Origin of the sequence: Nocardia brevicatena NBRC 12119 (assembly GCF_000308495.1) — a bacterium.
Classification (GTDB): domain Bacteria; phylum Actinomycetota; class Actinomycetes; order Mycobacteriales; family Mycobacteriaceae; genus Nocardia; species Nocardia brevicatena.
Genome location: NZ_BAFU01000073.1, coordinates 18,225 through 43,711, shown reverse-complemented (window position 1 = coordinate 43,711; position 25,487 = coordinate 18,225). Strand labels below are relative to the sequence as shown.

25 protein-coding genes are annotated in these 25,487 nt (G+C 67.0%); 14 read left to right on the top strand and 11 right to left on the bottom strand.

Annotation, left to right across the window (positions count from 1 at the left end; genetic code table 11):
- Positions 1-46 precede the first annotated feature (46 nt).
- Positions 47-889: a 16S rRNA (cytidine(1402)-2'-O)-methyltransferase gene (gene rsmI / locus ON20_RS21510; RefSeq protein WP_040838155.1), complete on the top strand. Its 843-nt coding sequence runs from the start codon at positions 47-49 to the stop codon at positions 887-889.
- 10 nt (positions 890-899) lie between these two features.
- On the opposite strand, the gene metG is transcribed toward rsmI, so the two are convergent.
- Entirely contained in the window at positions 900-2,483 is a 1,584-nt protein-coding gene (gene metG, locus ON20_RS21505) for a methionine--tRNA ligase (RefSeq protein ID WP_040838038.1), read from the bottom strand.
- A gap of 152 nt (positions 2,484-2,635) precedes the next feature.
- On the opposite strand from metG, the gene ON20_RS21500 reads away from it, so the two are divergent.
- From ON20_RS21500 to rsmA, 3 genes are all read left to right on the top strand, one after another.
- A complete protein-coding gene (locus ON20_RS21500) occupies positions 2,636-3,463 on the top strand; it encodes a TatD family hydrolase (protein WP_040838037.1) in 828 nt (275 codons plus the stop codon).
- A 160-nt stretch (positions 3,464-3,623) separates the two neighbouring features.
- A complete protein-coding gene (locus ON20_RS41060) occupies positions 3,624-3,854 on the top strand; it encodes a hypothetical protein (RefSeq protein ID WP_438803428.1) in 231 nt (76 codons plus the stop codon).
- A 72-nt stretch (positions 3,855-3,926) separates the two neighbouring features.
- Positions 3,927-4,793, top strand: coding sequence for a 16S rRNA (adenine(1518)-N(6)/adenine(1519)-N(6))-dimethyltransferase RsmA (gene rsmA, locus ON20_RS21490; protein WP_438803429.1), 867 nt, complete (start codon positions 3,927-3,929; stop codon positions 4,791-4,793).
- Between the two features lie 63 nt (positions 4,794-4,856).
- On the opposite strand, the gene ON20_RS21485 is transcribed toward rsmA, so the two are convergent.
- Positions 4,857-5,063: a heavy-metal-associated domain-containing protein gene (locus ON20_RS21485; RefSeq protein ID WP_040838032.1), complete on the bottom strand. Its 207-nt coding sequence runs from the start codon at positions 5,061-5,063 to the stop codon at positions 4,857-4,859.
- Positions 5,064-5,296: 233 nt separating this feature from the next.
- On the opposite strand from ON20_RS21485, the gene ON20_RS21480 reads away from it, so the two are divergent.
- Both ON20_RS21480 and ON20_RS21475 read left to right on the top strand, forming a co-directional pair.
- Positions 5,297-6,262 carry a 4-(cytidine 5'-diphospho)-2-C-methyl-D-erythritol kinase gene (locus tag ON20_RS21480; protein ID WP_040838030.1) on the top strand — a complete coding sequence of 322 codons (966 nt, stop codon included), beginning with the start codon at positions 5,297-5,299 and terminating at the stop codon, positions 6,260-6,262.
- A gap of 299 nt (positions 6,263-6,561) precedes the next feature.
- Complete coding sequence (locus ON20_RS21475; RefSeq protein ID WP_040838029.1) at positions 6,562-8,382, top strand: ABC-F family ATP-binding cassette domain-containing protein; 1,821 nt, start codon at positions 6,562-6,564, stop codon at positions 8,380-8,382.
- Positions 8,383-8,392: 10 nt separating this feature from the next.
- Here the strand turns inward: ON20_RS21475 and ON20_RS21470 are convergent, their stop codons facing one another.
- A complete protein-coding gene (locus ON20_RS21470; protein ID WP_083865121.1) occupies positions 8,393-9,715 on the bottom strand; it encodes a DUF445 domain-containing protein in 1,323 nt (440 codons plus the stop codon).
- Between the two features lie 212 nt (positions 9,716-9,927).
- Here ON20_RS21470 and ON20_RS39120 point away from each other — a divergent pair, with 212 nt between their 5' ends.
- A complete protein-coding gene (locus ON20_RS39120) occupies positions 9,928-10,830 on the top strand; it encodes an Abi-alpha family protein (RefSeq protein WP_083865120.1) in 903 nt (300 codons plus the stop codon).
- Between the two features lie 300 nt (positions 10,831-11,130).
- Entirely contained in the window at positions 11,131-11,688 is a 558-nt protein-coding gene (locus tag ON20_RS21460) for a nuclear transport factor 2 family protein (RefSeq protein WP_040838152.1), read from the top strand.
- A 56-nt stretch (positions 11,689-11,744) separates the two neighbouring features.
- Here ON20_RS21460 and ON20_RS37440 read toward each other — a convergent pair whose 3' ends face one another.
- The 3 genes from ON20_RS37440 to ON20_RS21440 form a co-directional block, all read right to left on the bottom strand.
- Complete coding sequence (locus ON20_RS37440; protein ID WP_040838028.1) at positions 11,745-12,032, bottom strand: hypothetical protein; 288 nt, start codon at positions 12,030-12,032, stop codon at positions 11,745-11,747.
- Between the two features lie 126 nt (positions 12,033-12,158).
- Positions 12,159-13,076: a hypothetical protein gene (locus ON20_RS39115; protein WP_040838027.1), complete on the bottom strand. Its 918-nt coding sequence runs from the start codon at positions 13,074-13,076 to the stop codon at positions 12,159-12,161.
- Positions 13,077-13,950: 874 nt separating this feature from the next.
- On the bottom strand, positions 13,951-15,693 hold the full coding sequence (locus ON20_RS21440; protein WP_083865119.1) for a peptide chain release factor 3: 1,743 nt from the start codon (positions 15,691-15,693) through the stop codon (positions 13,951-13,953).
- A 220-nt stretch (positions 15,694-15,913) separates the two neighbouring features.
- Between ON20_RS21440 and ON20_RS21430 the strand changes: the two genes are divergently transcribed.
- Together ON20_RS21430 and pth are read left to right on the top strand one after the other, a co-directional pair.
- Complete coding sequence (locus tag ON20_RS21430) at positions 15,914-16,510, top strand: 50S ribosomal protein L25/general stress protein Ctc (RefSeq protein ID WP_040838022.1); 597 nt, start codon at positions 15,914-15,916, stop codon at positions 16,508-16,510.
- Between the two features lie 36 nt (positions 16,511-16,546).
- Positions 16,547-17,122, top strand: coding sequence for an aminoacyl-tRNA hydrolase (gene pth, locus ON20_RS21425; protein ID WP_040838020.1), 576 nt, complete (start codon positions 16,547-16,549; stop codon positions 17,120-17,122).
- Between the two features lie 131 nt (positions 17,123-17,253).
- Here pth and ON20_RS21420 read toward each other — a convergent pair whose 3' ends face one another.
- Both ON20_RS21420 and ON20_RS21415 read right to left on the bottom strand, forming a co-directional pair.
- Positions 17,254-18,138, bottom strand: a complete 885-nt coding sequence (locus ON20_RS21420; RefSeq protein ID WP_245547373.1) for an aminoglycoside phosphotransferase family protein — start codon at positions 18,136-18,138, stop codon at positions 17,254-17,256.
- Positions 18,135-19,052: an NsdA family TPR-like regulatory protein gene (locus ON20_RS21415; protein ID WP_157228932.1), complete on the bottom strand. Its 918-nt coding sequence runs from the start codon at positions 19,050-19,052 to the stop codon at positions 18,135-18,137. Before ON20_RS21415 ends, ON20_RS21420 begins: the two co-directional genes overlap by 4 nt.
- A gap of 569 nt (positions 19,053-19,621) precedes the next feature.
- On the opposite strand from ON20_RS21415, the gene ON20_RS21410 reads away from it, so the two are divergent.
- From ON20_RS21410 to ON20_RS21405, 4 genes are read left to right on the top strand one after another with little or no spacing between them, the layout of a single operon-like run.
- Positions 19,622-19,846: a hypothetical protein gene (locus ON20_RS21410; protein WP_040838018.1), complete on the top strand. Its 225-nt coding sequence runs from the start codon at positions 19,622-19,624 to the stop codon at positions 19,844-19,846.
- Entirely contained in the window at positions 19,843-19,995 is a 153-nt protein-coding gene (locus tag ON20_RS36635) for a hypothetical protein (RefSeq protein WP_157228931.1), read from the top strand. Before ON20_RS21410 ends, ON20_RS36635 begins: the two co-directional genes overlap by 4 nt.
- Positions 19,995-20,144 (top strand): hypothetical protein, encoded by a 150-nt coding sequence (locus ON20_RS36630; RefSeq protein WP_157228930.1) that lies wholly within the window; start codon positions 19,995-19,997, stop codon positions 20,142-20,144. Before ON20_RS36635 ends, ON20_RS36630 begins: the two co-directional genes overlap by 1 nt.
- Positions 20,141-20,497, top strand: a complete 357-nt coding sequence (locus ON20_RS21405) for a hypothetical protein (protein ID WP_040838016.1) — start codon at positions 20,141-20,143, stop codon at positions 20,495-20,497. Before ON20_RS36630 ends, ON20_RS21405 begins: the two co-directional genes overlap by 4 nt.
- Before the next feature lie 176 nt (positions 20,498-20,673).
- Here ON20_RS21405 and ON20_RS34675 read toward each other — a convergent pair whose 3' ends face one another.
- The 3 genes from ON20_RS34675 to mfd form a co-directional block, all read right to left on the bottom strand.
- On the bottom strand, positions 20,674-20,841 hold the full coding sequence (locus ON20_RS34675) for a DUF4236 domain-containing protein (protein WP_083865118.1): 168 nt from the start codon (positions 20,839-20,841) through the stop codon (positions 20,674-20,676).
- Positions 20,842-20,883: 42 nt separating this feature from the next.
- Positions 20,884-21,519: a nucleoside triphosphate pyrophosphohydrolase gene (locus ON20_RS21400; RefSeq protein WP_245547383.1), complete on the bottom strand. Its 636-nt coding sequence runs from the start codon at positions 21,517-21,519 to the stop codon at positions 20,884-20,886.
- Positions 21,520-21,638: 119 nt separating this feature from the next.
- Positions 21,639-25,253 (bottom strand): transcription-repair coupling factor, encoded by a 3,615-nt coding sequence (gene mfd, locus ON20_RS21395; RefSeq protein ID WP_051163009.1) that lies wholly within the window; start codon positions 25,251-25,253, stop codon positions 21,639-21,641.
- Positions 25,254-25,487: the final 234 nt, after the last annotated feature.

Below are 25,487 nucleotides of genomic sequence, written 5' to 3'. Positions count from 1 at the left end.
CGCCGGCGGAGCCGGCGCAATCGAACACAGGAGTGCGGTGACGGAAATATCCGGTTCGCTGGTGCTGGCCGCCACGCCGATGGGCGATGTCGGTGACGCCTCGCAACGCCTGCGTACCGCATTGGCCGAGGCGGATATCCTCGCCGCCGAGGACACCCGCCGTACCCGCGCCCTGGCCAAGGCGTTGGGTGTGGAGATCCGCGGCCGGGTGGTGAGTTTCTACGATCATGTGGAGGCGGCCCGTATCCCCGGTCTGCTCGAGGAGATCGAGGCCGGACGCACCGTCGTGTTGGTCACCGATGCGGGTATGCCATCGGTGAGCGATCCCGGGTATCGGCTGGTGGCGGCCTGCGTCGAGCGCGGGCTGCCGGTGACCTGCCTGCCCGGTCCGTCCGCGGTGACCACCGCGTTGGCGTTGTCGGCGCTGCCGGTCGACCGGTTCTGTTTCGACGGGTTCGCCCCGCGCAAGGCCGGCCCGCGGCGGGAGTGGTTGCACACGCTGGTCGGTGAGCCGCGCGCCTGCGTGTTCTTCGAGGCGCCGCACCGGTTGGCCGAGTGTCTGGCCGACGCGGCGGAGGTCCTGGGCCCCGAGCGGCGGGCCGCGGTGTGTCGGGAGCTCACCAAAACCTATGAGGAAGTGGTTCGCGGAACCCTGGCCGAGCTGGCCGAGTGGGCGGTCGGCGGGGCACGCGGGGAGATCACCGTGGTGGTGGAGGGCGCGCGGCGCGCGGCCGCCGATCCGGCCGACCTGGTGGCACAGGTGGAGGAGCGGGCGGCGGCCGGACTGCGGTTGAAGGACGCCAGCGCCGAGATCGCGGAGATCGCCGGGGTGTCGCGCCGCGAACTCTACGATGCCGTGCTCGCCGCCCGTCGCGCTGCCGCCGACTGAGCGCGGGCCGTCAGTCCTTCGGCTCCATGTAGCGCGGGAACACCCCTTCCGGGGCGGGCAGCGGGGTGCCGGGGACGAGCGGGGTGGCGATATCGGCGAAGGCCCGGTTCTGTTGGCCGAGCAGGTCCAGCAGTTTGGCCGCGGAGGCGGGCATCACCGGCTGGACCAGGATGGCGACGATGCGCACCACTTCGAGCGTGACGTAGAGGACGGTCTCCATGCGCGCCAGGTCTTCGTCGGTACCGGATTTGCGCAGCGCCCAGGGGGCCTGGGCGGAGAAGTACCGGTTGGTCTCGCCCAGGGTCAGCCAGATGGCCTCCAGCGCCAGGTGCATCTGCTGGACGTCGAATTCGGCCCGGCAGCGTTCCAACAGCCCGTTTGCGCGGTCGAGCAGTGCCCGGTCCTCGTCGGTGAATTCCCCCGGCGTCGGGACGGCGGCATCGCAGTTCTTGGCGACCATGGTCAGGCTGCGCTGTGCCAGGTTGCCGAATTCGTTGGCCAGGTCGGCGTTGATACGGGAGACGATCGCCTCGTGGCTGTAGCTGCCGTCCTGGCCGTAGGAGATCTCGCGCAGCAGGAAGAAGCGCACCGCGTCGAGCCCGTAGGTGTCGACGAGTTCGAGCGGGTCGACCACGTTCCCGACCGACTTCGACATCTTCTCGCCCTTGTTGTACAGGAATCCGTGCACGAAGACCCGCTGCGGCAGTTCGATACCTGCCGACATCAGGAACGCCGGCCAGTAGACCGTGTGGAAGCGGGTGATGTCCTTGCCGATGATGTGCACGTTCGCCGGCCAGTACCGGAGGAAGGACTCGGTGTCGGTGTTCGGGAAGCCGACGCCGGTGAGATAGTTGGTGAGCGCGTCCACCCACACGTACATGACGTGGTCGGGGTGGTCGGGGACCGGCACGCCCCAGTCGAAGGTGGTGCGGGAGATGGACAGATCCTTCAGGCCGGCCTTGACATAACTGACGATCTCGTTGCGTCGGGTGGCAGGCGCGACGAAATCGGGATGTTCGTCGTAGAGCGCGAGCAGTTTGTCCTGGTATGCCGACAGGCGGAAGAAGTAGTTGGATTCCTCGGTCCAGGTGACCGGGGTCCGGGTCTCGGTGGAGACCCGGGTGCCGTCGTCGAGAAGGGTGGTCTCCTCCTCGGTGTAGAACGCCTCGTCGCGCACCGAATACCACCCGGAGTAGTTGTCCAGGTAGATATCGCCGTTGTCCAGCATCCGCCGCCAGATCGCGACGCAGGCCTCGTGGTGGTCGGAGTCGGTGGTGCGGATGAACCGGTCGTAGGAGATGTCGAGCCGTTTGTCCAGCGCTTCGAACACATCCGAATTGCGGGCGGCCAGGTCCCGGACGGGCACTCCTTCGGCGTTCGCGGTCTGCTGCATCTTCTGACCGTGCTCGTCGGTGCCGGTCATGAAGAAGACGTCGTACCCGTCGAGCCGCTTGAACCGGGCGAGGGCATCGGAGGAGATGTATTCGTAGGCGTGCCCGATATGCGGCGCACCGTTCGGGTAGGCGATGGCCGTGGTGAGGTAGAAGGCTGGTGCCTCGGCTCCATTTGGTGCTGTGCGGTCGGCTGCGCTCATGGTGTGTCTACTCTAGTGGGCGTGCCTGTCCTCGCTCGCGTGAATATGCCTTACCGGGGCGGCGGCCGTATTCACGGAGCGCTTTCCGCGCCTCGATTGTCGGACGCGCACCGGGATTTCGGAGCGGCGGTCCGGTCGGAGGGAGCCCGTCGATGAATGCCAAACGCCCCGCTCCACCATTGCCGGAGCCGCTGTCGCCGCTGGTGGATGCGCATACGCATCTCGATGCCTGCGGTGCGAGCGATGCGGAGTCGGTCGCGGTCATGATGGACCGGGCGGCCGCGGTGGGGGTCGGGAAGGTTGTCACCGTGGCCGATGACCTGGCGGCGGCGCGGTGGGCGGTCGAGGCGGCGCACTGGGATGAGCGGGTGTTCGCGGCGGTGGCGCTGCATCCCACTCGGGCGAACGCGCTCGATGGGCAGGCGCGGGCGGAATTGGAGAAATTGGCCGCCGATCCACGGGTGGTCGCGATCGGGGAGACCGGCCTGGATTACTACTGGCCCGGCAGACTCGAGGGATGCGCCGATATCGAAACCCAGGTCGAGGCTTTCCGTTGGCATATCGATCTGGCCAAACGGACCGGTAAGCCGCTCATGATCCATAATCGTGAGGCCGATCACGATCTGCTGACGGTGCTGCTGGACGAGGGCGCCCCCGAGACGGTGATCTTCCATTGTTTTTCCTCGGATACGAATATGGCGCTGTCCTGCGTGGACGAGGGGTATGTGCTCAGTTTCTCGGGGACGGTCAGTTTCACCAATGCCCATCAATTGCGGGAAGCCGCGCAGGTGGTTCCGGATCATCTGCTGCTGGTGGAGACCGACGCGCCGTATCTGACTCCGCATCCCTATCGGGGCGCGCCGAACGAGCCGTACTGCCTGCCGTACACGGTACGGGCACTGGCCGAACTCCGAGGGTGGGATCCGGTCGAGCTGGCGGAGCTCAGCAGCGCCAATGCGCGTCGGATTTACGGCATATGACGGAAATATGAGGAATTTGCCATCTATGTGACGAAAGTCACAAAACATGTCGAGAGTATTTGCTACCTGCACCCTCTCTGGCGCGGTATGTCCCGCCGGCCGGTACGCGTGTTTCGCCGCGGTTGTCGCGAACCGTAGCCTTCGTTATCGTCCCGTGATCATGTCGCCCTTTACGAGGATCAATTCCTCACGTTCGCCATTGCTGTACGCGGCGATCGCGGCGCTGCTGCTGACTCTGATCGTCGGTGCAGGCATGGCCATCGCGAAACACAAGACCGTTGCCGTCGAAAGCCTCTCCACGAGTGTGAGTCGGGCCGCCGTGGACCACACGGACCCGTCCGCCGCGCCGACCGTGCTCCTCGCGACCGCGGCTCGCGACGGCTCCGGATAGTTCGCTCCGCGTACGGGGTGCTCGGGCCCGCTCGCGCCCGGTTGGTAGGTTTTGCCGGTGTCGGATGCCGAGATGGTCGCGCGCGGTAGCGCCGAGTTGCTGGGACCCGTCCAGGTGCGGGAGTTGGCCGAGCGGCTGGGGGTGCGGCCGACCAAACAGCTCGGGCAGAACTTCGTCCACGATGCCAATACCGTGCGGCGGATCGTGGCCGCGGCGGGGGTGGGGCGCGCCGATACCGTGCTCGAGGTCGGACCGGGGCTCGGCTCGCTGACACTCGCGCTCCTGGATGTGGTGGACGCGGTGGTCGCCATCGAGATCGATCCCGTCCTCGCCGGGCAACTTCCCCTTACAGTGGGCGAGCGGGCCGCCGATCTGGCCGAGCGGCTGACCGTGGTGGAGGCCGACGCGCTGCGTGTGCGGGCCGATGATCTGTCCGCCGCGCCGACCGCTCTGGTGGCGAACCTGCCCTACAACGTGGCGGTGCCGGTGTTGCTGCATCTGTTGGCCGAGTTCCCCGGAATCGTCACCACCTTGGTGATGGTGCAGGCCGAGGTCGCCGACCGGCTGGCGGCGCGTCCCGGCGGTCGGGTGTACGGTGCGCCGAGTGTGAAGGCGGGATTCTTCGGGGCGGTGCGCCGGGCCGGTGCCGTGGGGCGACAGGTGTTCTGGCCGGTACCGCAGGTGGAATCGGGCCTCGTGCGCATCGACCGCCATACCGAACCGCCGTGGCCGACCGATGACGGATTCCGGCGGCGGGTGTTCAGGGTGATCGATGCGGCCTTCGCGCAGCGCCGTAAGACCTTGCGCGCGGCCCTGGCCGGCTGGGCGGGTGGTCCCGCCGCGGCCGAGCGGCGCCTCGTCGCCGCCGGTATCGACCCCGTCGCGCGCGGAGAGACCCTGGATACGGCCGCTTTCGTCCGGCTCGCCGAGCAGGATTGACCCCGGGTCGCCGCCCGGTGGCGGTTGGCGGGAGGCCGACCGGCTTCTCCGCCGACCGGTTCGTCACTCGGCGAGTTCGTAGCCCGCCTCGTCGACGGCCGCGGCGACCGCCTCGGCCGGGACGGGGGCCGCGCTGTCGACGGTGACACGACCGGATGTCAGGTCGACGTCCACCTTGGTGACGCCGTCGATCTTGCCGATTTCACTCTGTACGGCCTGGACGCAATGCCCGCAGGTCATACCCGTGACCGTGTAGGTGCTGGTGGACATCTCGACTCCTTGGTCTCGCTACGGGTGTTCTCCATCGGGCTCGCGGCCCGACCCCCAACATACCCCCAGGGGGTAGCTGCGGCAAGCGGGCCGTTGCCGTGCGTCGGCCGCACCCGTGTGTCGGCCGATGACGGTGGCCCGCAGGATAACGACCGCTTCGCCGGATGCGGTCGGGGTCATGGGTCCGCGACAGAAGCCGCGCCCCGCGGTCGCGGCGGTTAGGCTAGGGCACCGTGCTGTCCGTTGTACCCAGTCCCGTCACCGTACGGGCACCGTCGAAGGTGAACCTCCATCTCGGGGTCGGTGATCTGCGCGCGGACGGCTACCACGAGCTCACCACGGTATTCCAGGCGCTGTCCCTCGCGGACGATCTGGAGATCACCCCGGCGGCCTCCCTCACCATCCAGGTCAGCGGCGAGAGCGCGATCGAGGTGCCCACCGACCGGACCAATCTGGTGTGGCAGGCCGCGGTCCGGTTGGGGCATCTGGCCGGACGGGCACCCCTGGTGGAAATCGCCATCACCAAGGGGATTCCGGTAGCCGGCGGGATGGCGGGCGGCAGCGCCGACGCCGCGGCCACCCTGGTCGGGCTGAACGAACTGTGGGACCTGGGACTCGGCCGGGACGAGCTCTCGGCGGTGGCCGCCGAACTCGGCAGCGATGTCCCGTTCGCCCTGCACGGCGGCACCGCCCTCGGTACCGGACGAGGCGAGCGGCTGCTGCCGGTACTGTCCCGCAACACCTTTCACTGGGTGCTCGCCCTGGCCAAGGGCGGTCTGTCCACACCGGCGGTGTTCACCGAGCTGGACCGGCTGCGGGTGCGGGGGGAACCGCCGCGGCTCGGCGAACCGCAGGAACTCATGCAGGCGCTGGCCGCCGGTGACCCGAAACAGCTCGCCCCCCTGCTCGGCAACGATCTGCAGGCCGCCGCGCTCTCCCTGCGCCCGGACCTGCGGCGCACCCTACGCGCCGGCATCGACGCGGGCGCCCTGGCCGGGTTGGTCTCCGGTTCCGGCCCCACCTGCGCCTTCCTCTGCGAATCCGCCGAGGCGGCGGTCGCGGTCGCGGCCGAACTGGCCGGTGCGGGCGTCAGCCGCAGTGTGCGCACCGCGACAGGCCCGGCCCACGGCGCCCGCGTCCTCGGTCCCGAGGATCCGCCCCGGTCCCGCCCCGACGGCCCCGGACAACGCCGCGCCTGACACCCGAGATGCCCCGACCCGCACACACGGGTCCGTGAGCTCGCTCCGCCCCGCGGATGATGCAATACAAGACAGTTCATGGCCCACCTCGGGTCCGACCGGAGCGACTTCCCTCAGCGGATTCGCGCAGGAAGGAAAGCTCCGAGGTTCACGAGACCACAAAGGGTTGCGGCCCGTCTCGCGTTTCGGCGCCCGAAGCGCAGGTGCCGAAGGCACGAGTCTCGGGCGCCGAAACGCGAGACCCGTCAGGGCCGCACCCCGCGCCGCCGGAGGCGGCGCCATCAAACACGGAGGATTCCATGGCCAACCTGATCAACCTCGAACAGGTCAGCAAGAGTTTCGGCATCACCCCGTTACTCGACGGCGTCTCGCTGGGCGTGCACGCGGGTGACCGGATCGGGGTGGTCGGCCTCAACGGTGGTGGCAAGACCACGCTGTTGGAGGTGCTCGCCGGTATCGAGGAGCCCGACAGCGGCCGGGTCAGCAGGCTGGGCGGGCTGCGGGTGGCGGTGGTGACCCAGCGCGGGACCCTGCCCGAGAGCGCCACCGTGGGCTCGGTCGTGCTCGCGGGGTTGGCCGAGGACTCCTCCGTCGGGGTTCTCGCCGAGCACGAATGGGCGGCCGATCCGCGGATCCGCTCGGTACTCGACGGTATCGGGATCGCCGCCCTCGGCCTGGACGCTCCCGTCGCCGCACTGTCCGGTGGGGAACGCCGCCGGGTCGCGCTGGCCGCCGCACTGGTCCGGGATCTCGACCTGCTGGTCCTGGACGAACCCACCAACCACCTCGATGTCGAGGGCGTGCAATGGCTGGCACGGCATCTGCTCCAGCGACGCAGCGCCCTGGTGGTGGTCACCCACGACCGCTGGTTCCTCGACACCGTCGCGACGCGGACGTGGGAGGTCGTCGGAGGGCGGGTGGAAACCTATGAGGGCGGCTACGGCGACTGGATCTTCGCGCGCGCCGAACGCGCCCGCCAGGCCGATGCGACGGAGGCCCGGCGGCGGAATCTGGCCCGCAAGGAACTGGCCTGGCTGCGGCGCGGTCCGCAGGCCCGCACGTCGAAGCCGCGCTACCGGGTGGAGGCGGCCGAGGCGCTGATCGCCGATGTGCCGCCGCCCCGCGACACCGTCTCGCTCACCGCCTTCGCCCGGAAACGGTTGGGTCGAGTGGTGGTCGAACTCGAGGACGCCACTTTGGCCACCCCGGACGGGCGCACCCTCGTCCGGGATCTGACCTGGCGGCTCGGGCCGGGGGAACGGGTCGGCCTGGTGGGGGTGAACGGCTCCGGGAAGACCACCCTGCTGCGTGCGCTGGCCGGCGATATCGAACCGGTAGCGGGCCGCCGGATACAGGGTCAGACAGTACGCATCGGCTGGCTGCGACAGGAGTTGGACGATCTACCGACCGATATGCGGGTGCTGGAGGCGGTCCAAGAGGTGGCCATGCGCATAACCCTGGGCGAGGGCAGCAAGGCGCTCGAACTGTCCGCGGGTCAGTTGGCCGAACGGCTCGGATTCAACGCGGCTCGCCGGCGCACGCCCGTCCGGGATCTGTCCGGCGGGGAGCGGCGGCGGCTGCAGCTCACCCGCATTCTCATGTCCGAACCGAATGTCCTGCTGCTGGACGAGCCGACCAACGATCTGGACATCGATACGCTGCAACAGCTGGAAGACCTCTTGGACAACTGGGCGGGCACCCTGGTGGTGATCAGTCACGACCGATACCTGATCGAGCGTATCTGCGACTCCGCCTGGGCCCTGTTCGGCGACGGGAACCTCACCAATCTGCCCGGTGGGATCGAGGAGTATCTGCGGCGGCGCGGCGAACTCGCCGCCGGAGGGGGTAAACCGTCCGCTCGGGCCGGGGCCGCAACCGTCCGTGCCGATACCGCCGTCCCGAGCGATTCCGCCGCCTACCGCACGGCCCGCAAGGAGTTGACCCGGCTGGAGCGTGCCATCGACAAGCTCACCGAACGCGAGGCGAAACTGCACGCGGACCTCGCCGATGCCGCCACCGACCCGGACCGGCTCGTGACCCTCGGCGCGGAGCTGAAACAGGTGCAGGCGGAGAAGGAGAGCGCCGAGGAACGCTGGATGGAACTCGCCGATCAGGTCTGAGACGCCTCGCCTATATCCAGGTGGTCGCCACGGTGGTGCCGAAGACCAGGATGTGCGCGTAGCCGGCGAAGAGCCCGAGTACGCCGCCGTGTACGAACAGCAGCCACTCGTCCTGTTTGATGGCGGCGCGCAGCATATCGACGAAGTCGTACGGGGACAGCGCCGCCATCTGTTTGGCGATGTAGTTGTTGATCTGTTTGCCCTGGCGCAGGTTGAAATCGGGGTCGGCGAAGGCGATCGGGGCGATGGCCATGGCCTCGTTGGTGAATGTCGTCTGCAGGGCGTTGTACTCGCGGCTGCCCAGCACCAGTTTGACCGCGCCGCGCGCCGGACCGAGCGCCCGATCGGCGGCCGGACGCAAGGTGTCCTCCAGCATTTGCAGGGTGCGGTCCGATCGGGGACCGTTGAGCAGTTCATCGCCGATATTGGCCACCGTCATCACCTGGGTGGACACCAATTCCGCGTAGCCGGCGGTGATCTCGGGCTGTCGTTTGATCAGCAGGCCCTGCCGCCACGGACACCACCATTTCGGTTCTGCGGGGACGAAGATCAGATTGATACCCACCCAGTTGACCACCCAGCCGATGACCACCCCGCCGATGGGCAGGACCGCGAGCGTCGACCAATCGGTCACATGCAGGATGGCGACCAGCACCAGGCCCATCGGCGCGCCGAAATAGAAGCCGAAGTTCTGCATGAATCGCAGTTCCTTGGCTCCGAGGACCTGGAACAACTGGTTGAGCAGTTGGGGCCGGGCCTGGAAATAGCGGATGACCATCTGCTTGACGTCCAGCAGTTGATCGATATTGGCGCCGAGTTCCTCGGTGAGTTCGCGCAGAATGGTCGGCAACTGCTGACGCACCCGCTGATGCACCATTTCGCGAACCGGGGCGGGCAGGTTGTACCAGAGTTGCGGATGTTCGCGGCGCAGAATTTCCTCGACGATATCGTGGATCTGGCCTTCGGCGGTGACCGCGAGATGTTCGGCCAGGGCGTCGGGTTCCAGTTCTCGGTAGAAATCGGCGACACTGCCGAGTTTCGAAAGTCCTTTGTCCACAGCGATGCTGGCCATTTTGTCCGCCCGCGACGGAACGATGCCCTGCCAGCCGAAACGACCGTCGTAGCTCAACAGCGGCAGCACCTGGATCCGCTTGGGCAGATACGGGTACACCATGCGCAGACCGGGCAGTGCGATGCCGTGGAAGGCGATCGGGCGGAACAGCATCAGCACACCGGTCCAGTTGGTGATGTATCCGATGATGCCGGTGAAAAGGGGTATCGTCACCAACTCTAGGAGGATCGTCGGGTGCACCCCGAACACACTCTCCAACACGACACCCTCCTGCCCCGGCGATCGTCGGCTCACCGGAACCTCAAATTAGCACCCTGATCATCGCTTCTTCGCGGTGCGTCGGCCGCTGTGCCGAGCGGCGCTGCGTTAGTGTCTCAGACGTCGGCGCGAGTCACGTCCAACCCCTACGGATCGTGATCGGTGGGCAATAATCGGTGAGCGTATTCGTTCACCTGGCGATATCGGAGTAGCACGTGGCAGACGATAGGACCGGACACGAGATCACCCGGCCCGGTTCCCGCGCTGTGGAGCGCAGCGCGGACGCCGAGCAGCGCCAGATCAGCAACGAGGCCCGGCTGATTCGGGGGGTGTTCCGGGCGGCCGGTCTGGCGGCGGGCAGCGTGGTACGCGGCGGGCAGTGGGCGGTATCCACCTCTTATGAAGTGACCAGGGAGATCACCCAGGCCGCCCTCGAGGGCGAGTCCTCGGCCGAGCTCGCCGAGCGCACCGGCAACGCGCTGCGGTCCATCGCGCGCAGCGCGCTCGGCGTCACCGAGGGGTCGGTGCGCGAGATCGTCAGCTATGTGCCGACCGGACAGGGGAGCGATGTGCCCTCCGGCCGGCAGGCGCTGACCGTCGGCCCCTACCGGCACTCGGCGACGGTGGCGGAATTGCGCAAACGCGGTGACGCTCTGCTGGCCCGGTCGGCCGATGTGTACTTCACCGAGGAGGTGCACCCCGCCTACGACCGGATCCTGGATGAACTGGCCCCCGACGAGGCGCGCATTCTGCGGTACATGGCGCTCAACGGACCGCAGCCCACGGTCGACGTGCGCACCAATCGGCCGCTCGGTATCGGCTCGGAGCTGGTGGCCGGGGATCTGACCTCGGTGCCGGAACAGGCCGGGGTGCGGTACCCGGACCGGGCCCGCTCCTACCTGATCAACCTCAAACGTCTGGGCCTCACCCTGACCTCCGACGACCCGGTGGTGCTGAGCCGGTATATGGTGCTGGAGGTGCAGCCCACGGTGGAGGCCGCGCTGAAGAAAGCGGGCCGGGCACCCAAGATCGTGCGTAAGAGTCTGCATCTGACGGAGTTCGGCGAGGACTTCTGCCGCACCTGCTTCACCATCGGCAACGGGCAGTCGTCCCCGTAGACCATCAACATTGGTCGCGATCTGATACAGATCTGGTCAACCCCGCTGAATGTCCGCTTTCGGTGGGATGGTGGATGTATGGAGCAGGGCGAGGAAGAAAGGGACCGCACACAGCGGGTGGCAGGGTTCCCGCGTCGCGCGGGGCAGAGTACCGAAGCAATGGCCGCCCCCGGTGCCGCGCTCGCCGCTGCGCTGGGAGCGGGTATGGACATTCCGATACCACCACGACTGGAGCCCGGACCGGAGCCCCCGTTGACAGCCGGTCCGCGGGCGCCCAACGCCGAGCAGGCCAGTCCGCGGTTGGAGGCCGAGTCGGCCGATGTCTTCGCCATCGGTCGACTCAAATTCCGGTATCTGCGCAGTCTGGACACCAAGCAGTGGGACGAGTTCGTCGACACGTTGATTCCTGAGGCGACCGCCACCTACAGCGATTACCTGCAGTTCGAGTCCCGGGACGCGTTTCTGACCTTCCTGCGCAACACCCTGGGCCCGCATGTTGTCACCGAACACCACTGCGACCACCCCGAGATCGATGTCGACGGTGATACCGCCACCGGCACCTGGTATCTCTCCGATACGGTGCTCATTCCGGAGCACAATATGCTGCTGCACGGTGCCGCCTTCTACTCCGACCGCTATGTGCGCTGCGACGACCACCGGTGGCGGATCGCGCACACCGGTTACGAACGCACCTACGAGGTGGTGCTGTCGCTCAGTGATCTACCGAGCCTGCGGCTGACCTCGAGCCGTCTGGGACTGATCGCCCAGGAGACCGGTTTCGGGTCCGCGGAACGGAACCCGGGCGAACAGCCGGAGGCGACGCCGGTCGAGCCGGAACAGCGGCGCGAGGCCGGATAGCGGGCAGAGCCGCTGATGCGGGTCGTGCTCATCGGCGGCCAGGCCGGCGACAACCTTTAGCTGTTGCCGCTGCTCAACGGCATCAACGCAGCCTGCACCGAACCCGGCCGGCCGCGGGTGCGGCCGGCGGTGGTGGTCGCCGACAAGGCATACTCGCACCTTCGACGCGGCAGGTACTGCGCCATCGGCGGGTCCGGTTCGTCCGTGCCGAACGTGCCGACCAACTCGCCGCATAAGGCCCATGTAGCGGCGGCCCAAGATTCGACGCCGACACCTACAAGCAGCGCAATGTGGTCGAGCGATGCTTCAACCGGCTCGAACAGTTCCCTGACCTGGCCACCCACTACGCAAAACGCACCACCTACTACCAAGCCGAGCTCACCATCGCCGCGATTCCTCTGGCTCCGATGACTTACAGGACAGGTCCCAGGAAGGCTGGTCAGGCCCCGCCGATACTTCTCCGCCCGCTCTCACAGGTCGAGCAGGTCTATTGGATCTATATCCCCGTGCGCCTGTTCCAGCTCTCGCCACCGACCGTAGCGCTCGCTTCCGGCCCGCACCGTATCAACCCATTCCGGCGGCGACATACCCAGCGGGTTGTAGTTGGCGATAGCGCTCGGGTTCATGCCTGACCGCTCCAACATGGAATGCAAAAGGGCCAGCCCGTGCCGGCCATGACCATCACCTTTCCACTGATGCGCGCCCACGAGATCGCGCACGAACTCGCCGGCCGCCCAATACCGGTCGTGATCGGACTCGGACTGCCTGATCGTATTGTTGTACCGATCGCACAGCGATACATGGAACTCGCGGGTGTCGGTGCCGAAAGCAGGGTAGACGATCACACCGTGTTCCTGAGCCGGCAACGCTCCCGGCGCCATGTAATCCTGCAGCGGATCGTCCTTGATCGCAGCCAGCTCGCTCTCGGTCGGTGGGGCATCCAGCCACCGCAGGGTACGCGCGCCGGGAGGACCCTCGATCTGGGGAGAGAACACGATTCCGTGGGGTTCGGGCCGGAAGGGCCCCGGAACATACGCCAGCAACGGGTTCTCCTCGATGGCGGCCCGCTCGTTTCGCGACAACGGCCTGGTCAAGGTGCTCACACCCCACGTTCCGTCCTCGAGCATTTGCCCCGCCCCTTCCGGATCGTGCCGGATCCGTAGCCTGCGGTGCACTTCCTGCATGAACTCGACCGACATCTCAGGGTGCAGGTTATGTCGCAGGCTATGTCGTGTGAAAGCTCTGGCATCGAGCCAGCTCACCCACCCCTCGAGTCCGTAGCGGATATCGTGCCAGGTCTTCTTGGAGATGTTGGGCATGTCGCGGTGCTTGTCCTCCATGTACAGGCTGAGTTCGAGGTGCCGCTGAGCATCGGTCCGCAGATCCATAGCCTCCTCCAGGATCCGGGCCTGGTCTTCGAGGGGTCGGTTCCGAAACCCTTCCTCAGCGCCCGGGTCGGTCCCTTCGGCAGGTCCAGGCCTGCCCGCGCGGTGTTCCGGGAACCCAGCACCGGTATCGCGACCTGTCTCCATACCGCGACCGGCCCGGTCGATCGTAGCCCTACCCTCCTTGCTCGTTTCCTGGAAACTCTCGAGTGAGTCCTTGACCGCAGTCCCCCTATGAGTTTCGACAACTTTTGGGGTAGCTTTGCCGACGAGCGCAGCACGGATGCGTTTGGTTATCGAAACAAGCATGTTCGCGAGGATCCTGCCGCCACCCGACTCGCTGCTCAAACTCGACTCTCGCTCACTACCTCGGTCGGTTTACCGGGTATGCCTTGCCTTGGTTCGGGAATCGCGCCTTCTCGAATTGTTCGGAGGGGGATACTATCGCTCCCGACGTACCCCTGCATCCTCGCTTGGTCTTGGTCGTTGTGCAGGTCGCGCCGATGTTGACGGCAGTCGTCGCAGTACTTCGGCTACCGGCCGGTGTATGTTGCCGGCTCGATACTTCTCAATACATCTCGGCGCCTGGTCACCACGCCGGTTACAGTCCATGCACCCGCCGTGGTAGACGCGTATACCCCAGAACCGAACCACGCATCCATGGGCCATTTCCCAGGATGGGAGTGCATTCGGGTTCTCGCGTCGCCACGCCGCGAGCGCGGCCGGTATGTCTTCGGTAGATCACGGCCATCGCCGGCCACGTCCCGGCACCGGGCGTGGGCTCGATCCGAGCCCACGCCCGGTCCGTCAACTCACCACGACCAACCACGCTCTACAGCGCTAACGCCGGCCACCACAACGAATTACCGGACAGACCCTAGTCGGCCGCGGCGACCAGCGGTTCCAAGATGAGGTCCGGCAGTTCCTTCTCGATGTACTGCAGCCGCCATTTGTCGCTGAACACGGCAAGTATCGTTCCGTCGCTGCGGGTGAACACCTCCACCCCGCGCCGGCGGTCCAGTTCCGGTGCCGACGCCGCGTCGGTGCGTCGCGCCACCGTGTACCCGAGGTGCTCGAGGTGGGTCTGGACCCCGAACTCGGCCTGCATCCGGGCGGTCACCACCTCGAACTGCATCGGGCCGACGGCCGCGAGTACCGGGGACGCGTCACCGCGCGCATCGTTGCGCAGCACCTGCACCACGCCCTCGGAGTCGAGCTGATCGATGGCCTTGCGGAACTGTTTGTACTTGCCCGCGCTCGCCGCGCGCAGTACCGCGAAATGCTCCGGTGCGAAGGACGGGATCGGTGGGTATTCCACCTTCTTCTCTACGTACAGGGTGTGTCCCGGGGCCAACGCGGTGGCATTGACCAGGCCCACCACATCCCCCGGGTAGGCGGTGTCCACGGTGGTGCGGTCCCGGCCGAACACGGTCAGCGCGTATTTGGTGGCGAAGGGTCGGCCGGTCTGGGCATGGGTGACCACCATGCCCCGTTCGAATTCGCCCGAGACGATTCGCATGAAGGCCAGCCGGTCGCGGTGCGCGGCGTCCATACCGGCCTGCACCTTGAACACCACCGCGCTGAACGGCTCCTCGGGGGCGCGTGGATTGCCCTCGAGATCGGCGCGCGGACCGGGCGCGGGCGCCAACTCGACCAGGGTCTCCAACAGTTGGCGCACCCCGAAGTTCAGCATGGCGGAGGCATAGATCACCGGGGAGGTCTGCCCGGCCAGGAACAGTTCCTGATCGTGGATCTGGCCGGTGACCGCGAGCAGTTCGCTCTCCTCGGCCGCGGCGGTCCAGGCCGCGCCCTCGCGGGCCTCGGCGGCGTCCGGACTCAGCGACTCCTCCGGGGCGATGGTGGCCCCACCCGCCGTGCGGGTGAAGTGGATGTACTCGGCCGCGGTGCCGTCGGGGCCGCGACGCAGCAGGCCACGGAAATCGCCGGCGATACCGACCGGCAGAAACAGCGGCGTGGGGGTCAGACCGATCCGCTCGTCGATTTCGTCCAGCAGTTCCAGCGGGGCGCGGCCGGGTCGGTCCCATTTGTTGATAACGGTGATGACCGGGATACCGCGGTGGCGGCACACCTGGAACAGCTTCAGTGTCTGCGGTTCCAGGCCCTTGGCCGCGTCGATGAGCATGACCGCGGCGTCCACGGCGGTGAGCACCCGATAGGTGTCCTCGGAGAAATCCGAGTGACCGGGGGTGTCGACCAGGTTGATCACATGGTCGATATCGGAGCCGGCCGCCCGGTAGTCGAACTGCAGCGCGGTCGAGCTCACCGAGATACCGCGCGCCTTCTCCATCTCCATCCAGTCCGACACCGTCGACCTGCGACCGGCCTTGCCGTGGATGGCACCCGCCTCGGAGATCTTGCGGGCATGCAATGCCAGCGCTTCGGTGAGCGTCGACTTGCCCGCGTCCGGGTGGGAGATCACGGCGAAGGTGCGGCGCCGCGACACCTCCGCGGCCAACCCGCGGGCGGCGGGTGCGACGGAGCCCTCGATGGAGGCGGTCAACGATAACAACCTTTCGGCGGGTCGAGCGGTGGCAACCTGTCCAGGGTACGCGACCACGTCGGCCGCCCGGCGGCACGTCCGTGTTCGCCCGGCGCCCATGCCCTGACCACCCGATTCCTGTCGTGGCAACCGGCTGCGCTACAGTGTTCGGGTTGTCTCGGCGAGGGTGTCCGCAGACCTGCGGCCCGTAATCGACGCGGCGCGGCTTCCGGCCGCCTCCGCGCGGTTGTCGCGTGACGAGCAGACCACCGTCAGGGCGCATACATCCCTGGCGTAACAGTCCACCAGCCCGGAAGAGCCGTAGGAGTAGTTCCGCATCATGTCCGACGTAAATCTTCTCGAAGCGACCGTACGCACCGAGTTCGGTAAGGGTGCCGCCCGTCGCACCCGCCGCGCGGGCAATGTCCCGGCGGTGCTGTACGGCCACCAGACCGAACCGCAGCACTTGGCGCTGAACGCCCAGGAATTCGCCGCCATCCTGCGCCAGCACGGCACCAACGCGGTGCTCAACCTGGATATCGAGGGCAAGAAGCAGCTGGCGCTGACCAAGTCCGTGATGGTGCACCCCATCCGCCGCTACATCGAGCACGCCGACCTGCTGATCGTGCAGCGCGGCGAGCAGGTCACCGCGGATGTCCCGGTCACCGTGACCGGTGAGGCCGGCCCGGGCACCCTGGTGACCCAGGAGGTCACCACCGTGTCCATCTCCGCCGAGGCACTGAACCTGCCGGAAGCCATCGAGGTGTCCATCGAAGGTGCCGAGGTCGGCACCCAGATCACCGCCGGATCGCTGGAACTGCCCGCCGGTGTTTCCCTGGTCGACGACCCCGAGACGCTGATCGTGAACATTCTCGAGGCCAAGGCCGTGGCGCCGGAGGCCGAGGAAGGCGCCGCCGAGAGCGAAGCGGCCGAATAGTCGCGCCGCGCACGAGAACACGGCCCCACGCACCCGATGCCCGAAACCGCACCGGCGCTCGTCGTCGGGCTGGGTAATCCCGGACCCGGTTACGAGCGCACCCGGCACAATGTGGGCTTCCTGGTCGCCGACACGCTCGCCGAGCGGGTCGGCGACCGGTTCACCGTGCACAAGAAGTCCGGGGCGGATCTGCTGGCGGCCCGGCTGGACGGCCGACAGGTGCTGATCGCCAAGCCGCGGTCGTATATGAACCTGTCCGGTCGCCCGGTGGCGGCATTGGCGAAGTTCTTCTCGGTGCCGTTGGGCGAGGTGATCGTCGTTCACGACGAACTCGATCTGCCGTTCGGCACGGTCCGGCTCAAACGCGGGGGCGGCGAGGGCGGACACAACGGCCTGCGTTCGGTATCCAGCGCGCTGGCCACCAAGGATTATCTGCGCACCCGCATCGGGATCGGTCGCCCGCCGGGGCGGCAGGATCCGGCGGATTTCGTACTCAAACCGTTTTCGGCAGCCGAGCGCAAAGAGGTGCCGGTGATCGTCGAACAGGCCGCGGACGCGGTCGAACTATTGTTGCGCGTGGGGCTCGAGGCCGCGCAGAACCGGTTGCACTGATACAGAGATACTTCCGCCACCTATTCGGTGGCCCCGTGTGTCATGGATCGACGAAGGCGGCCAAGGTCTACTGCAGGGTGTCGCCCGGCCGATGCGGTAGTCCTCGATCGGTGTCTATTACGCCCGGTCGGTCACAGCGCGCTCCACGTCCATGGCTTCGGGATTCGTCCTCGCAGACAGGAGACCCGGTGAGCAGCTTCCTCGACGGCGGGCGCGTGGGGGGACAGGTTGATCGCGAAGGCTGTCCAACGGAGTTCCTGCACGTCGGCGTATATCCGGAACTCGGGGGCGGTGGTCATATCGTGGCCGCCATAGGCGGTGACGAACGAATGGTAGTCAGCGGCGCTGAGGCGATTGAAATCGGTGCGGTCGACGGCGAGTTGGATCAGATCCCATTCGGGCCGTCCGAGCGAGACCTTGTCCAGGTCGAGGAATGTGGGGATGCCGCCGGTTGGCACGACGAGATTGCCCTGCCAGGCGTCTCCATGAATTACGCACAGCCCGGCCGGTGCGGGTAGTTGTTCGTAGAGTTGTCGTAGCGTCTCGTAATGCTGTAGGAGCCACTGCCGATCGTCGGCAGAAAGATCGGCAGCAGAAACGATCCGTTCACGGAGACCTGCGAAAGGCCGATACCCCGGCAGGTCGAAAGTTGTCGGAGGTGCGAGGCCGTGCAGTCGACGCAGGGCAGCTCCGAGCTCGGCCGGGGTGGCCGGCCGGTGGTCGGGGATGAACCGCCACCACGTAACCGGCCGATCGTCGATCACGATCGGTTGGACAAGTGACTCCTCTGCCTCCACAGTGGGCACGCCTGCCCGGTTGAGCCACTGCGATATCCGCAGCTCTCGTTGTGCTGTTTCGAAGCTGCCCGGCTTGCCTATCCGGGCGATGACATCACCCGGCAGCCAGAAGACAGAATGTGCGCCATTCCGAATCGCGACTGCATGGGATACAGCAATACCGGCCACGGATGTTGCCCGCTCGAGAATCTCTTCCGCCGACACCAAGCCCCCGGTCACCCTGTCGCCTCCACGTCCGGTAGGGAGGTGATCACATGGCAGAGTTCCGCGACTTCGCGTATCCGGCGGTGCGGTGTGGCGGCCCCGACGAGGCCGTGAAGTTCGTCGCGGAGGCGGCGGGAGCGAAACCTGGTGGAGTCGGTGGCTGCTTGCAAACCGATGACGGTGGCTTCGTGTGGGTCGCCGATGCGCATGGTCAGGGCGGCCAGACGGGTGCGGGAGAAAGTTCGTGAGCGCGGATATGCCTCACCTTGTAGTTGTATGGCCTGGTGGATGCGTGGTGCGGCCAGATCGATGCGTTCCCGAGCGATGGCGACGGGTATCAGGGCCTTGCCGGTACTGCCGAGGTGTTCGGCCTGGTCGTAGTAGCACATCCACGGTGCGTCCGGTTCGGGTGCACGGGCCGCGAAGTGTTCGTCGGCGCGGGCGACCTCCGAGAGCGCTTTGTCGGTGCGACCGAGTGCGGACAGGAATTGGGCGCGTACGGCCGAGAGCATGGCGCGGGTGGTGGCAGTGAGTCTATCGGAGCGGACCTGGGCCAGTTCAATCAGTGATAACGCACCGTCGGCGTTGCCGATATAGGCGGTCATGCGGGCCATATCGGCCAGAGTGGCGGCACGGAGTTCCCAGGAGCCGGCTGTGTCGGCGCACCAGAGGGCGAATCGGAAGCGCCGTTCGGCTTTTGGGTAATCGGCGATGTCGAAGGCCGAATAGGCCGCGATACCGCTGAGGTTGCCAATACCCTCGAACAGCGCTTGCCGTGTCGCAGGGGCAGCGTGCCCGCGGAGCAGCGGTGCGAATGTGCGCAAATATCGGGCGGCAGGGTCGGTGGCCCTACCACCACCCGCGAGATTCTCCACTGTTGCCGCAGTGCGGGCCGCCTTCCTGATCCTGTCGACATCAGATTGCCCCACCTGCACTCTCCGCTCGGTCTCGGGCAGGTAGTCGGCTGGAATGGTGTCGGGATCGAATGGGCTGAAAGGTTCACCGCCAGCACGTCACGGGGTTCGTTATCCGCCACACGGCGTCGGGCAGGCACGAAACCCAACTCGGCGTCGGTCGAGTTCAGGATCGCACGGAGGGCTTGTCGATAGTCCTTGCCGGGCCAGCGGACCACTCCCCGTTCATAACGAGCGATGGTGTGTGCGTCGAGTTCGCGACGTTGGCGTTGGGTCCGCCATAGGTAATCGTTGACGGCATCCGCCCGTTCGGCGCGGCTCATTGAGCGCCCCGGTACTACCCGTGATGGCGTGGCCTCTCGGCGCTGCTGCAATTTCAGGTTCGGTGGCGGCATACCTGGCCCCCTCTTGATCAGGTCGGGCCAGTCTACCCACATCGTGGCTCTTCGATCCGGTCCGGCGGAATATGCCCCGCAGTCTGCCCTCCTGAAAACAGTCCCGGCGACCACTCTGGTCGTAACAGGTTCGACGCATGGCTTCGACCGCTGGAACAGCCGGCCTACCACGACAGGAGGAGATCGACGATGAGACCGACCGAGATCCAAGACGCCGTTGCCGAGATGCGGTCGGGCATATGGGCGCCGAACTGGCCGCACGAGAAACCGGACACGCCGTTCACCACGGCCGAAGCGCACGCCGCCTGGCAGACACACAAGGACTGCGGTCTCGAATGCGCCCGCAAACAGGCCGCCTTGGCCACACTCGTCGCGGCCGGCGTGGTCGTCCTCGATACGAGCAGGACACGATGAACCGCGACGACGAACACTCCGAACAGGACCGTAACCTGCCCACCGAACCGCTCGAATTCGCCCAGGGCAGAGAGTTGCTCGACCTGCATAAAGGCCGCAACTGCCAGCACCTGCACGACGCATTCGCTTCCACTGTGGCAGTGCTGTGATGACTCTGCCGCAACGGCCCCCGCTCGACGAGCAGGTCAAGGGCCGCAAGTCGTTCCTGCAGGATGTTCCCCACCAGGTCATCCTTACCAAGGTCATCGACCACCTGCGCGCACCTGAGCAAGCACCCGACTCTCTGGAGGTGCGGTGACCGACGATCTTGTCCCTGCCATCGCCTACCTACGCACCGACCTCACCAGTTGCGAGGAATTCGACGTCCACCGCATCGAGCGGCTGGCCTTACGGCTCGGCTACCGGCTGCGCGAAACACTGCGCGCCGACAGCGGGTTGTCCGGGGTGGCCGATCTCGAGGAACACATCCGATGCCACGAAGCCGAGGCGGTATTCGTGCCGACCGCCCCACATCTGGGAGAGCACCTGAATCGGATCGTAAAGCAAGCGGACGTGATCGAACTGGATGGTGAGTGCTACGCCCGGTGGAACCCGATCGCCGAGATCATGGGTGACGCGATCCTGACATACAGGCATCGGGCTGAGTCCTGAAACACAAAAAGGCTCCACGCCGACCCCATTCCCGGACCAGCGACGACAGCGGCACCGAGATCGGCGGGCTCATCCGCGCCGAAACTCCAGAAGAAGCGGTCACCCGCGCGTTTATCCTCGCCGATCGCAGCTGGAGGCGCAGCCTCACAGCTCTCGACACAACAGCGTCCGATGATCTACTTCTGTCGCCAACTCAGCGGACCGGGCAGGTCGATGCTGTTCTTCCGTGTGCGGGAGTTCCACGACCAGGGACCGATCTTGATACTCCAAGACGAAAGGCCCGATTCGGTGTAGTTCAGCTTCAGCGGACCGTAGGACGCGCGCTTGCGAAATCTGATGGGCACGAGTGTTCCTCCTGACTCCGATTTCCCAGCGTAGCGAAATCGTCAGCGTTCGGGCCAGTACTCGAACCAGTCCTCTCGGGTGAGTGGTGCACGGATACCGCGGGCGGCCTCGGCGGCGTCTTCGGCCGCCCGGACAGCGTCGGCGAAGGCCAGGGTTGACTTGCGGAGGCGTTCCTCCGCGCTTTCCGGGTCGCCCAGGTGCACGACGCGTAGAGCGTTGGGGACGAGCTCGTCCGGCAGGCCCGCCTTGGCGCTGCGGGCGCGTACCTTCTCCGCCAAGGCCAGCGCGGGCTGGGCCATGGCTATGCCGTCGAGGCAGGACCGGCGGGATTTCTCCGCGGATTTCCGTTTCTCCCAGGCCTTTTCCTGGGCGGCGATCTTCTCCGCCACGGATGCGTCCGGGCCGAGATCGTCGGCCACCAGATGGGGACTGCGGTTCACGAGCTTGGCGACCAGTGCCGCGGCGACATCGTCGACCGTGAATTCGCCCGCGGACTCGGCGATCCGGGAATGGAACAACACCTGTAGCAGTAGATCGCCGAGTTCCTCCTTGATGGTCTCGGCGTCGCCGTGCCCGATGGCGTCGAGCAGTTCGTAGGTTTCCTCCAGCAGGTATGGGCGCAGCGAATCGTGGGTCTGGGTGACCTCCCAGCCGCCGAATCGCCACAACCGGTCCATGATCTGCACCGCCTCGGTGAGCCCGGCGGCCACCGTCGCCGTATCGGCGGCCAGGCCGGGCGGCACGGGATCGCCGGTGCCGGCGCGGGAACGGGCGGGGTCGGGCACGGTGTCGTGGCTCATCGGGCTGCCATCACCTCGGTGGCCACGGCGAGGTCGACGGACCCGGCGGCCTTGCCGTCCAGGGCGAGCAGCAGGTCGGCGATGTACTGGAGCAGCGCCACATCACGCAGCCGATCGGCACCGACACTGTCCTGCACCCGCGGCAGCGGCAGTTGCACCACACCGCTGGCGGCGCGGTATCCCGCACTGGGATAGATCCGCTTGAGCCGAAGCTGCTTGGAATCCGGCAGGTTCAGCGGCGAGATCTTCACCGTCGTTCCGGTGACGGCGATTTCCGTCACATCGTATTCGCGGGCGAGTAGCCGCAACCGGGCCACCGACACCAGTCGCCCGACCTCCACCGGCAGCGGTCCGTACCGGTCGACCAGCTCTTCCACCACCTCGTTCAGCGCCGAATCGTCCTGTGCGCTCGCGAGCTTGCGGTAGGCCTCCAGGCGCAGCCGGTCGCTGGCGATGTAGTCGGGCGGGATATGCGCGTCCACCGGAAGGTCGATGCGCACCTCTTTGGGCTCCTCCATGGTGATCGGCTTGCCGTCCGCGGCGGCCCGATAGGCCTCCACCGCCTCCCCGACCAGACGCACATACAGGTCGAACCCGACCCCCGCCACATGCCCCGACTGTTCGGCGCCCAGCACGTTACCGGCCCCGCGGATCTCCAGATCCTTCATGGCCACGGCCATCCCGGCGCCGAGGTCGGAGTTCTGCGCGATGGTGGCCAGTCGGTCGTAGGCGGTTTCGGTGAGCGGTTTCTCCGGCGGATACAGGAAATACGCGTAACCGCGTTCGCGGCTGCGCCCGACCCGGCCACGCAGCTGATGCAGCTGCGACAGGCCGAGGGTGTCGGCACGCTCCACGATCAGGGTGTTGGCGTTGGAGATGTCCAGACCGGTCTCGATGATGGTGGTGCACACCAGCACGTCGTATTCGCGCTGCCAGAAGCCCTGAACCGTGCGTTCCAGGGTGTCCTCGTTCATCTGGCCGTGCGCCACCGCCACCCGTGCCTCGGGCACCAGATCGCGAATCCGTTTGGCCGCCTTCTCGATCGAGGACACCCGATTGTGCACGTAGAACACCTGCCCGTCGCGCAGCAGTTCGCGGCGGATCGCGGCGGTGACCTGTTTGTCGTTGTAGGCGCCCACATAGGTGAGCACGGGATGCCGCTCCTCGGGCGGGGTGAGGATGGTCGACATCTCCCGGATTCCGGCCAGGCTCATCTCCAGGGTGCGCGGAATCGGGGTGGCCGACATGGTGAGCACGTCCACATGGGTGCGCAGGGCCTTGATGTGCTCCTTGTGCTCCACGCCGAACCGCTGTTCCTCGTCCACGATCACCAGGCCGAGGTTCTTCCAGCGCACCCCCGCCTGCAACAGTCGGTGGGTGCCGACGACGATATCGACGCCGCCGTCGGCCATCCCCTCGAGCACCTCACGGGATTCGGCCGGGTCGGTGAACCGGGACAGCCCCTTCACCGTCACCGGGAATCCGGCGACCCGGTCGGTGAAGGTCTGCAGATGCTGCTGGGCGAGCAGGGTGGTCGGCACCAACACCACCACCTGTTTACCGCTCTGGACGGCCTTGAACGCGGCGCGGACCGCGATCTCGGTCTTGCCGTAGCCGACATCGCCGCACACCACCCGGTCCATCGGGACCGGCTTCTCCATATCGGTTTTCACCTCGGAGATGGCGGTGAGCTGGTCGACGGTTTCGGTGAACGCGAACGCGTCCTCCATCTCCTGCTGCCAGGGGGTGTCGGGAGCGAACGCGTAGCCGGGCGCGGCCTGCCGGGCGGCGTAGAGCTGCACCAGTTCGCCCGCGATCTCGCGTACCGCCCTACGGGCCTTGCGTTTGGTGTTGGCCCAGTCGGAGCCGCCCAGCTTGGACAGACTCGGCATCTCTCCGCCGACATAGCGGGAGAGCTGATCCAGCGATTCCATCGGCACGTACAGCCGGTCGCCGGGCTGGCCGCGTTTGGACGGCGCGTACTCGATGACCAGGTATTCGCGCCGAGCGCCGCCGACGGTGCGTTCGATCATCTCCACGAACCGGCCGATTCCGTGCTGGTCGTGCACGACCATATCGCCGGCGTTGAGCGCCAGCGGGTCGACCTGGTTGCGGCGTTTGGCGGGCAGCCGTTTGCCTTCACCGGGCGCGGTGACCCGGTTGCCGGTGAGGTCGGATTCCGCGACGATCACCAGCCCGGCGTCGGCGAAGATCAGACCGTCGTGCAGGGAACCGCACAGTACGCCCACCACCTCGGGCACCGGTTCCGCACCCGGGGGCAGTTCCGCCGCCGGTACCTCGGCGTCGCCGAGCCGTTCCAGGGTGCGCTGGGCGGTTCCGTGCCCGGCCACCACGACGACCGCGCGCCCGCCGCTCGCGACATGCGCGCGCAGCGAGGCGAAGATCGTCGCGACCAATTCGTCGGAGCCGCGTGCGGTGGGGCCGGCCTGCACCGGAAGTACCACCTCGGTCGGTTCGCCCGCGGACAGGGGGCTCAGCGTCCACCAGGGCAGACCGCGCCGGTCGGCGTCGTCGCGGATCTCCGGCAGTGGCCGGTACGCCGAGGCGGCCAGGTCGAGTCCGTGGCCGCCCAGTGGCGCGTCGCCGCCGAAGGACGCCGCGGTCCACGACGCCTCCAGGAATTCCTCACCGGTGCGCACCAGGTCGGCGGCGCGGGTGCGCACCTTCTCCGGGTCGCAGATCACCATATGCGTGCCCGCCGGCAGCACCTCGGTGAGCAGCCGCAGCCGGCCCGGTTGCAGCACCGGCATCAGGGCTTCCATACCGTCGACCGGGATGCCTTCGGACAATTTGTCCAGCATGTCGACGAGGGCGGCGTCGGCGGGATTGGCCGCCGCGACCTCGGCGGCCCGTTCCCGCACGGCCTCGGTGAGCAACAGCTCCCGGCACGGGGCGGCGACCACCGTGCCGATGGAGGTTTCCGGCAGCGATCGCTGGTCGGCGATGGAGAAGGCTCGTAGCTCGGTGATCTCGTCGCCCCAGAACTCCACCCGCACCGGGTGGTCGGCGGTCGGCGGGAAGAGGTCGAGGATACCGCCGCGTACCGCGAACTCGCCGCGTTTGCCGACCATGTCGACGCGCGTATAGGCGAATTCGACCAGCCGCGCGACCAGCTCGTCGAAGTCCCATTCCGCCCCGAGACGCAGCACGATCGGCTCGATGTCCCCGAGTCCGCCCGCCATCGGCTGCATCAGCGACCGAACGGTGGTCACCACCACACGCAGCGGTTCGGCGAACACTGGATCCTCCGGATGCGCCAGCCGGCGCAACACCTCGAGCCGCCGCCCGACGGTATCGGCGCCCGGGGAGAGCCGCTCATGCGGCAGCGTCTCCCAGGACGGGAACTGCGCCACCGCGGCACCCAGCATCTCGGTGAGCTCGACGGTGAGATCGTCGGACTCCCGCCCGGTGGCGGTCACCATCACCACCGGCCGCTCCGCCGCGACGGTCGCCGCCACGAACGCCCGCACCGCACCCGGTGCGACGAACTCCACCGACGATTTTCCGAGCAACCCGGATACGGTCCGCAGCGCATCATCGGTACCGGCCACCGCGGCCAGTCCCGCCAAAGGTGGACGAGGGGCAGACATGGAAATCTCCTGAACGCAGACGAGCGAATTCGACCGGCCCGCCGAGTCTAAATCTCCCCCCCAACCCCTTTTCCGCCCGCACCCCCGCGACCAGCGCCATCCGCCTTGTTCACAACCCCGCACCTCCATGGCCCACCATGCATCCCCGCTGAAACCACACGCACGGTCCCTCCACGGACCAGGCCGTCGACACAACCCCACGCCCCCACTACGCCCGCGCGGAGCGCGGGTCAA

Coding starts and splice junctions, on each gene's coding strand:
- ON20_RS21500 (WP_040838037.1), top strand. CDS start 2,636: ATGAATGCCAAACGCCCCGCTCCACCATTGCCGGAGCCGCTGTCGCCG.
- ON20_RS21400 (WP_245547383.1), bottom strand. CDS start 21,519: ATGGACCGGTTGTGGCGATTCGGCGGCTGGGAGGTCACCCAGACCCAC.
- ON20_RS36635 (WP_157228931.1), top strand. CDS start 19,843: ATGAACCGCGACGACGAACACTCCGAACAGGACCGTAACCTGCCCACC.
- rsmA (WP_438803429.1), top strand. CDS start 3,927: ATGGTCGCGCGCGGTAGCGCCGAGTTGCTGGGACCCGTCCAGGTGCGG.
- mfd (WP_051163009.1), bottom strand. CDS start 25,253: ATGTCTGCCCCTCGTCCACCTTTGGCGGGACTGGCCGCGGTGGCCGGT.
- ON20_RS21440 (WP_083865119.1), bottom strand. CDS start 15,693: ATGGGCGCCGGGCGAACACGGACGTGCCGCCGGGCGGCCGACGTGGTC.
- ON20_RS36630 (WP_157228930.1), top strand. CDS start 19,995: ATGACTCTGCCGCAACGGCCCCCGCTCGACGAGCAGGTCAAGGGCCGC.
- ON20_RS21485 (WP_040838032.1), bottom strand. CDS start 5,063: ATGTCCACCAGCACCTACACGGTCACGGGTATGACCTGCGGGCATTGC.
- ON20_RS41060 (WP_438803428.1), top strand. CDS start 3,624: ATGTCGCCCTTTACGAGGATCAATTCCTCACGTTCGCCATTGCTGTAC.
- metG (WP_040838038.1), bottom strand. CDS start 2,483: ATGAGCGCAGCCGACCGCACAGCACCAAATGGAGCCGAGGCACCAGCC.
- pth (WP_040838020.1), top strand. CDS start 16,547: ATGCCCGAAACCGCACCGGCGCTCGTCGTCGGGCTGGGTAATCCCGGA.
- ON20_RS21410 (WP_040838018.1), top strand. CDS start 19,622: ATGAGACCGACCGAGATCCAAGACGCCGTTGCCGAGATGCGGTCGGGC.
- ON20_RS39115 (WP_040838027.1), bottom strand. CDS start 13,076: ATGGATCTGCGGACCGATGCTCAGCGGCACCTCGAACTCAGCCTGTAC.
- ON20_RS21430 (WP_040838022.1), top strand. CDS start 15,914: ATGTCCGACGTAAATCTTCTCGAAGCGACCGTACGCACCGAGTTCGGT.
- ON20_RS21475 (WP_040838029.1), top strand. CDS start 6,562: ATGGCCAACCTGATCAACCTCGAACAGGTCAGCAAGAGTTTCGGCATC.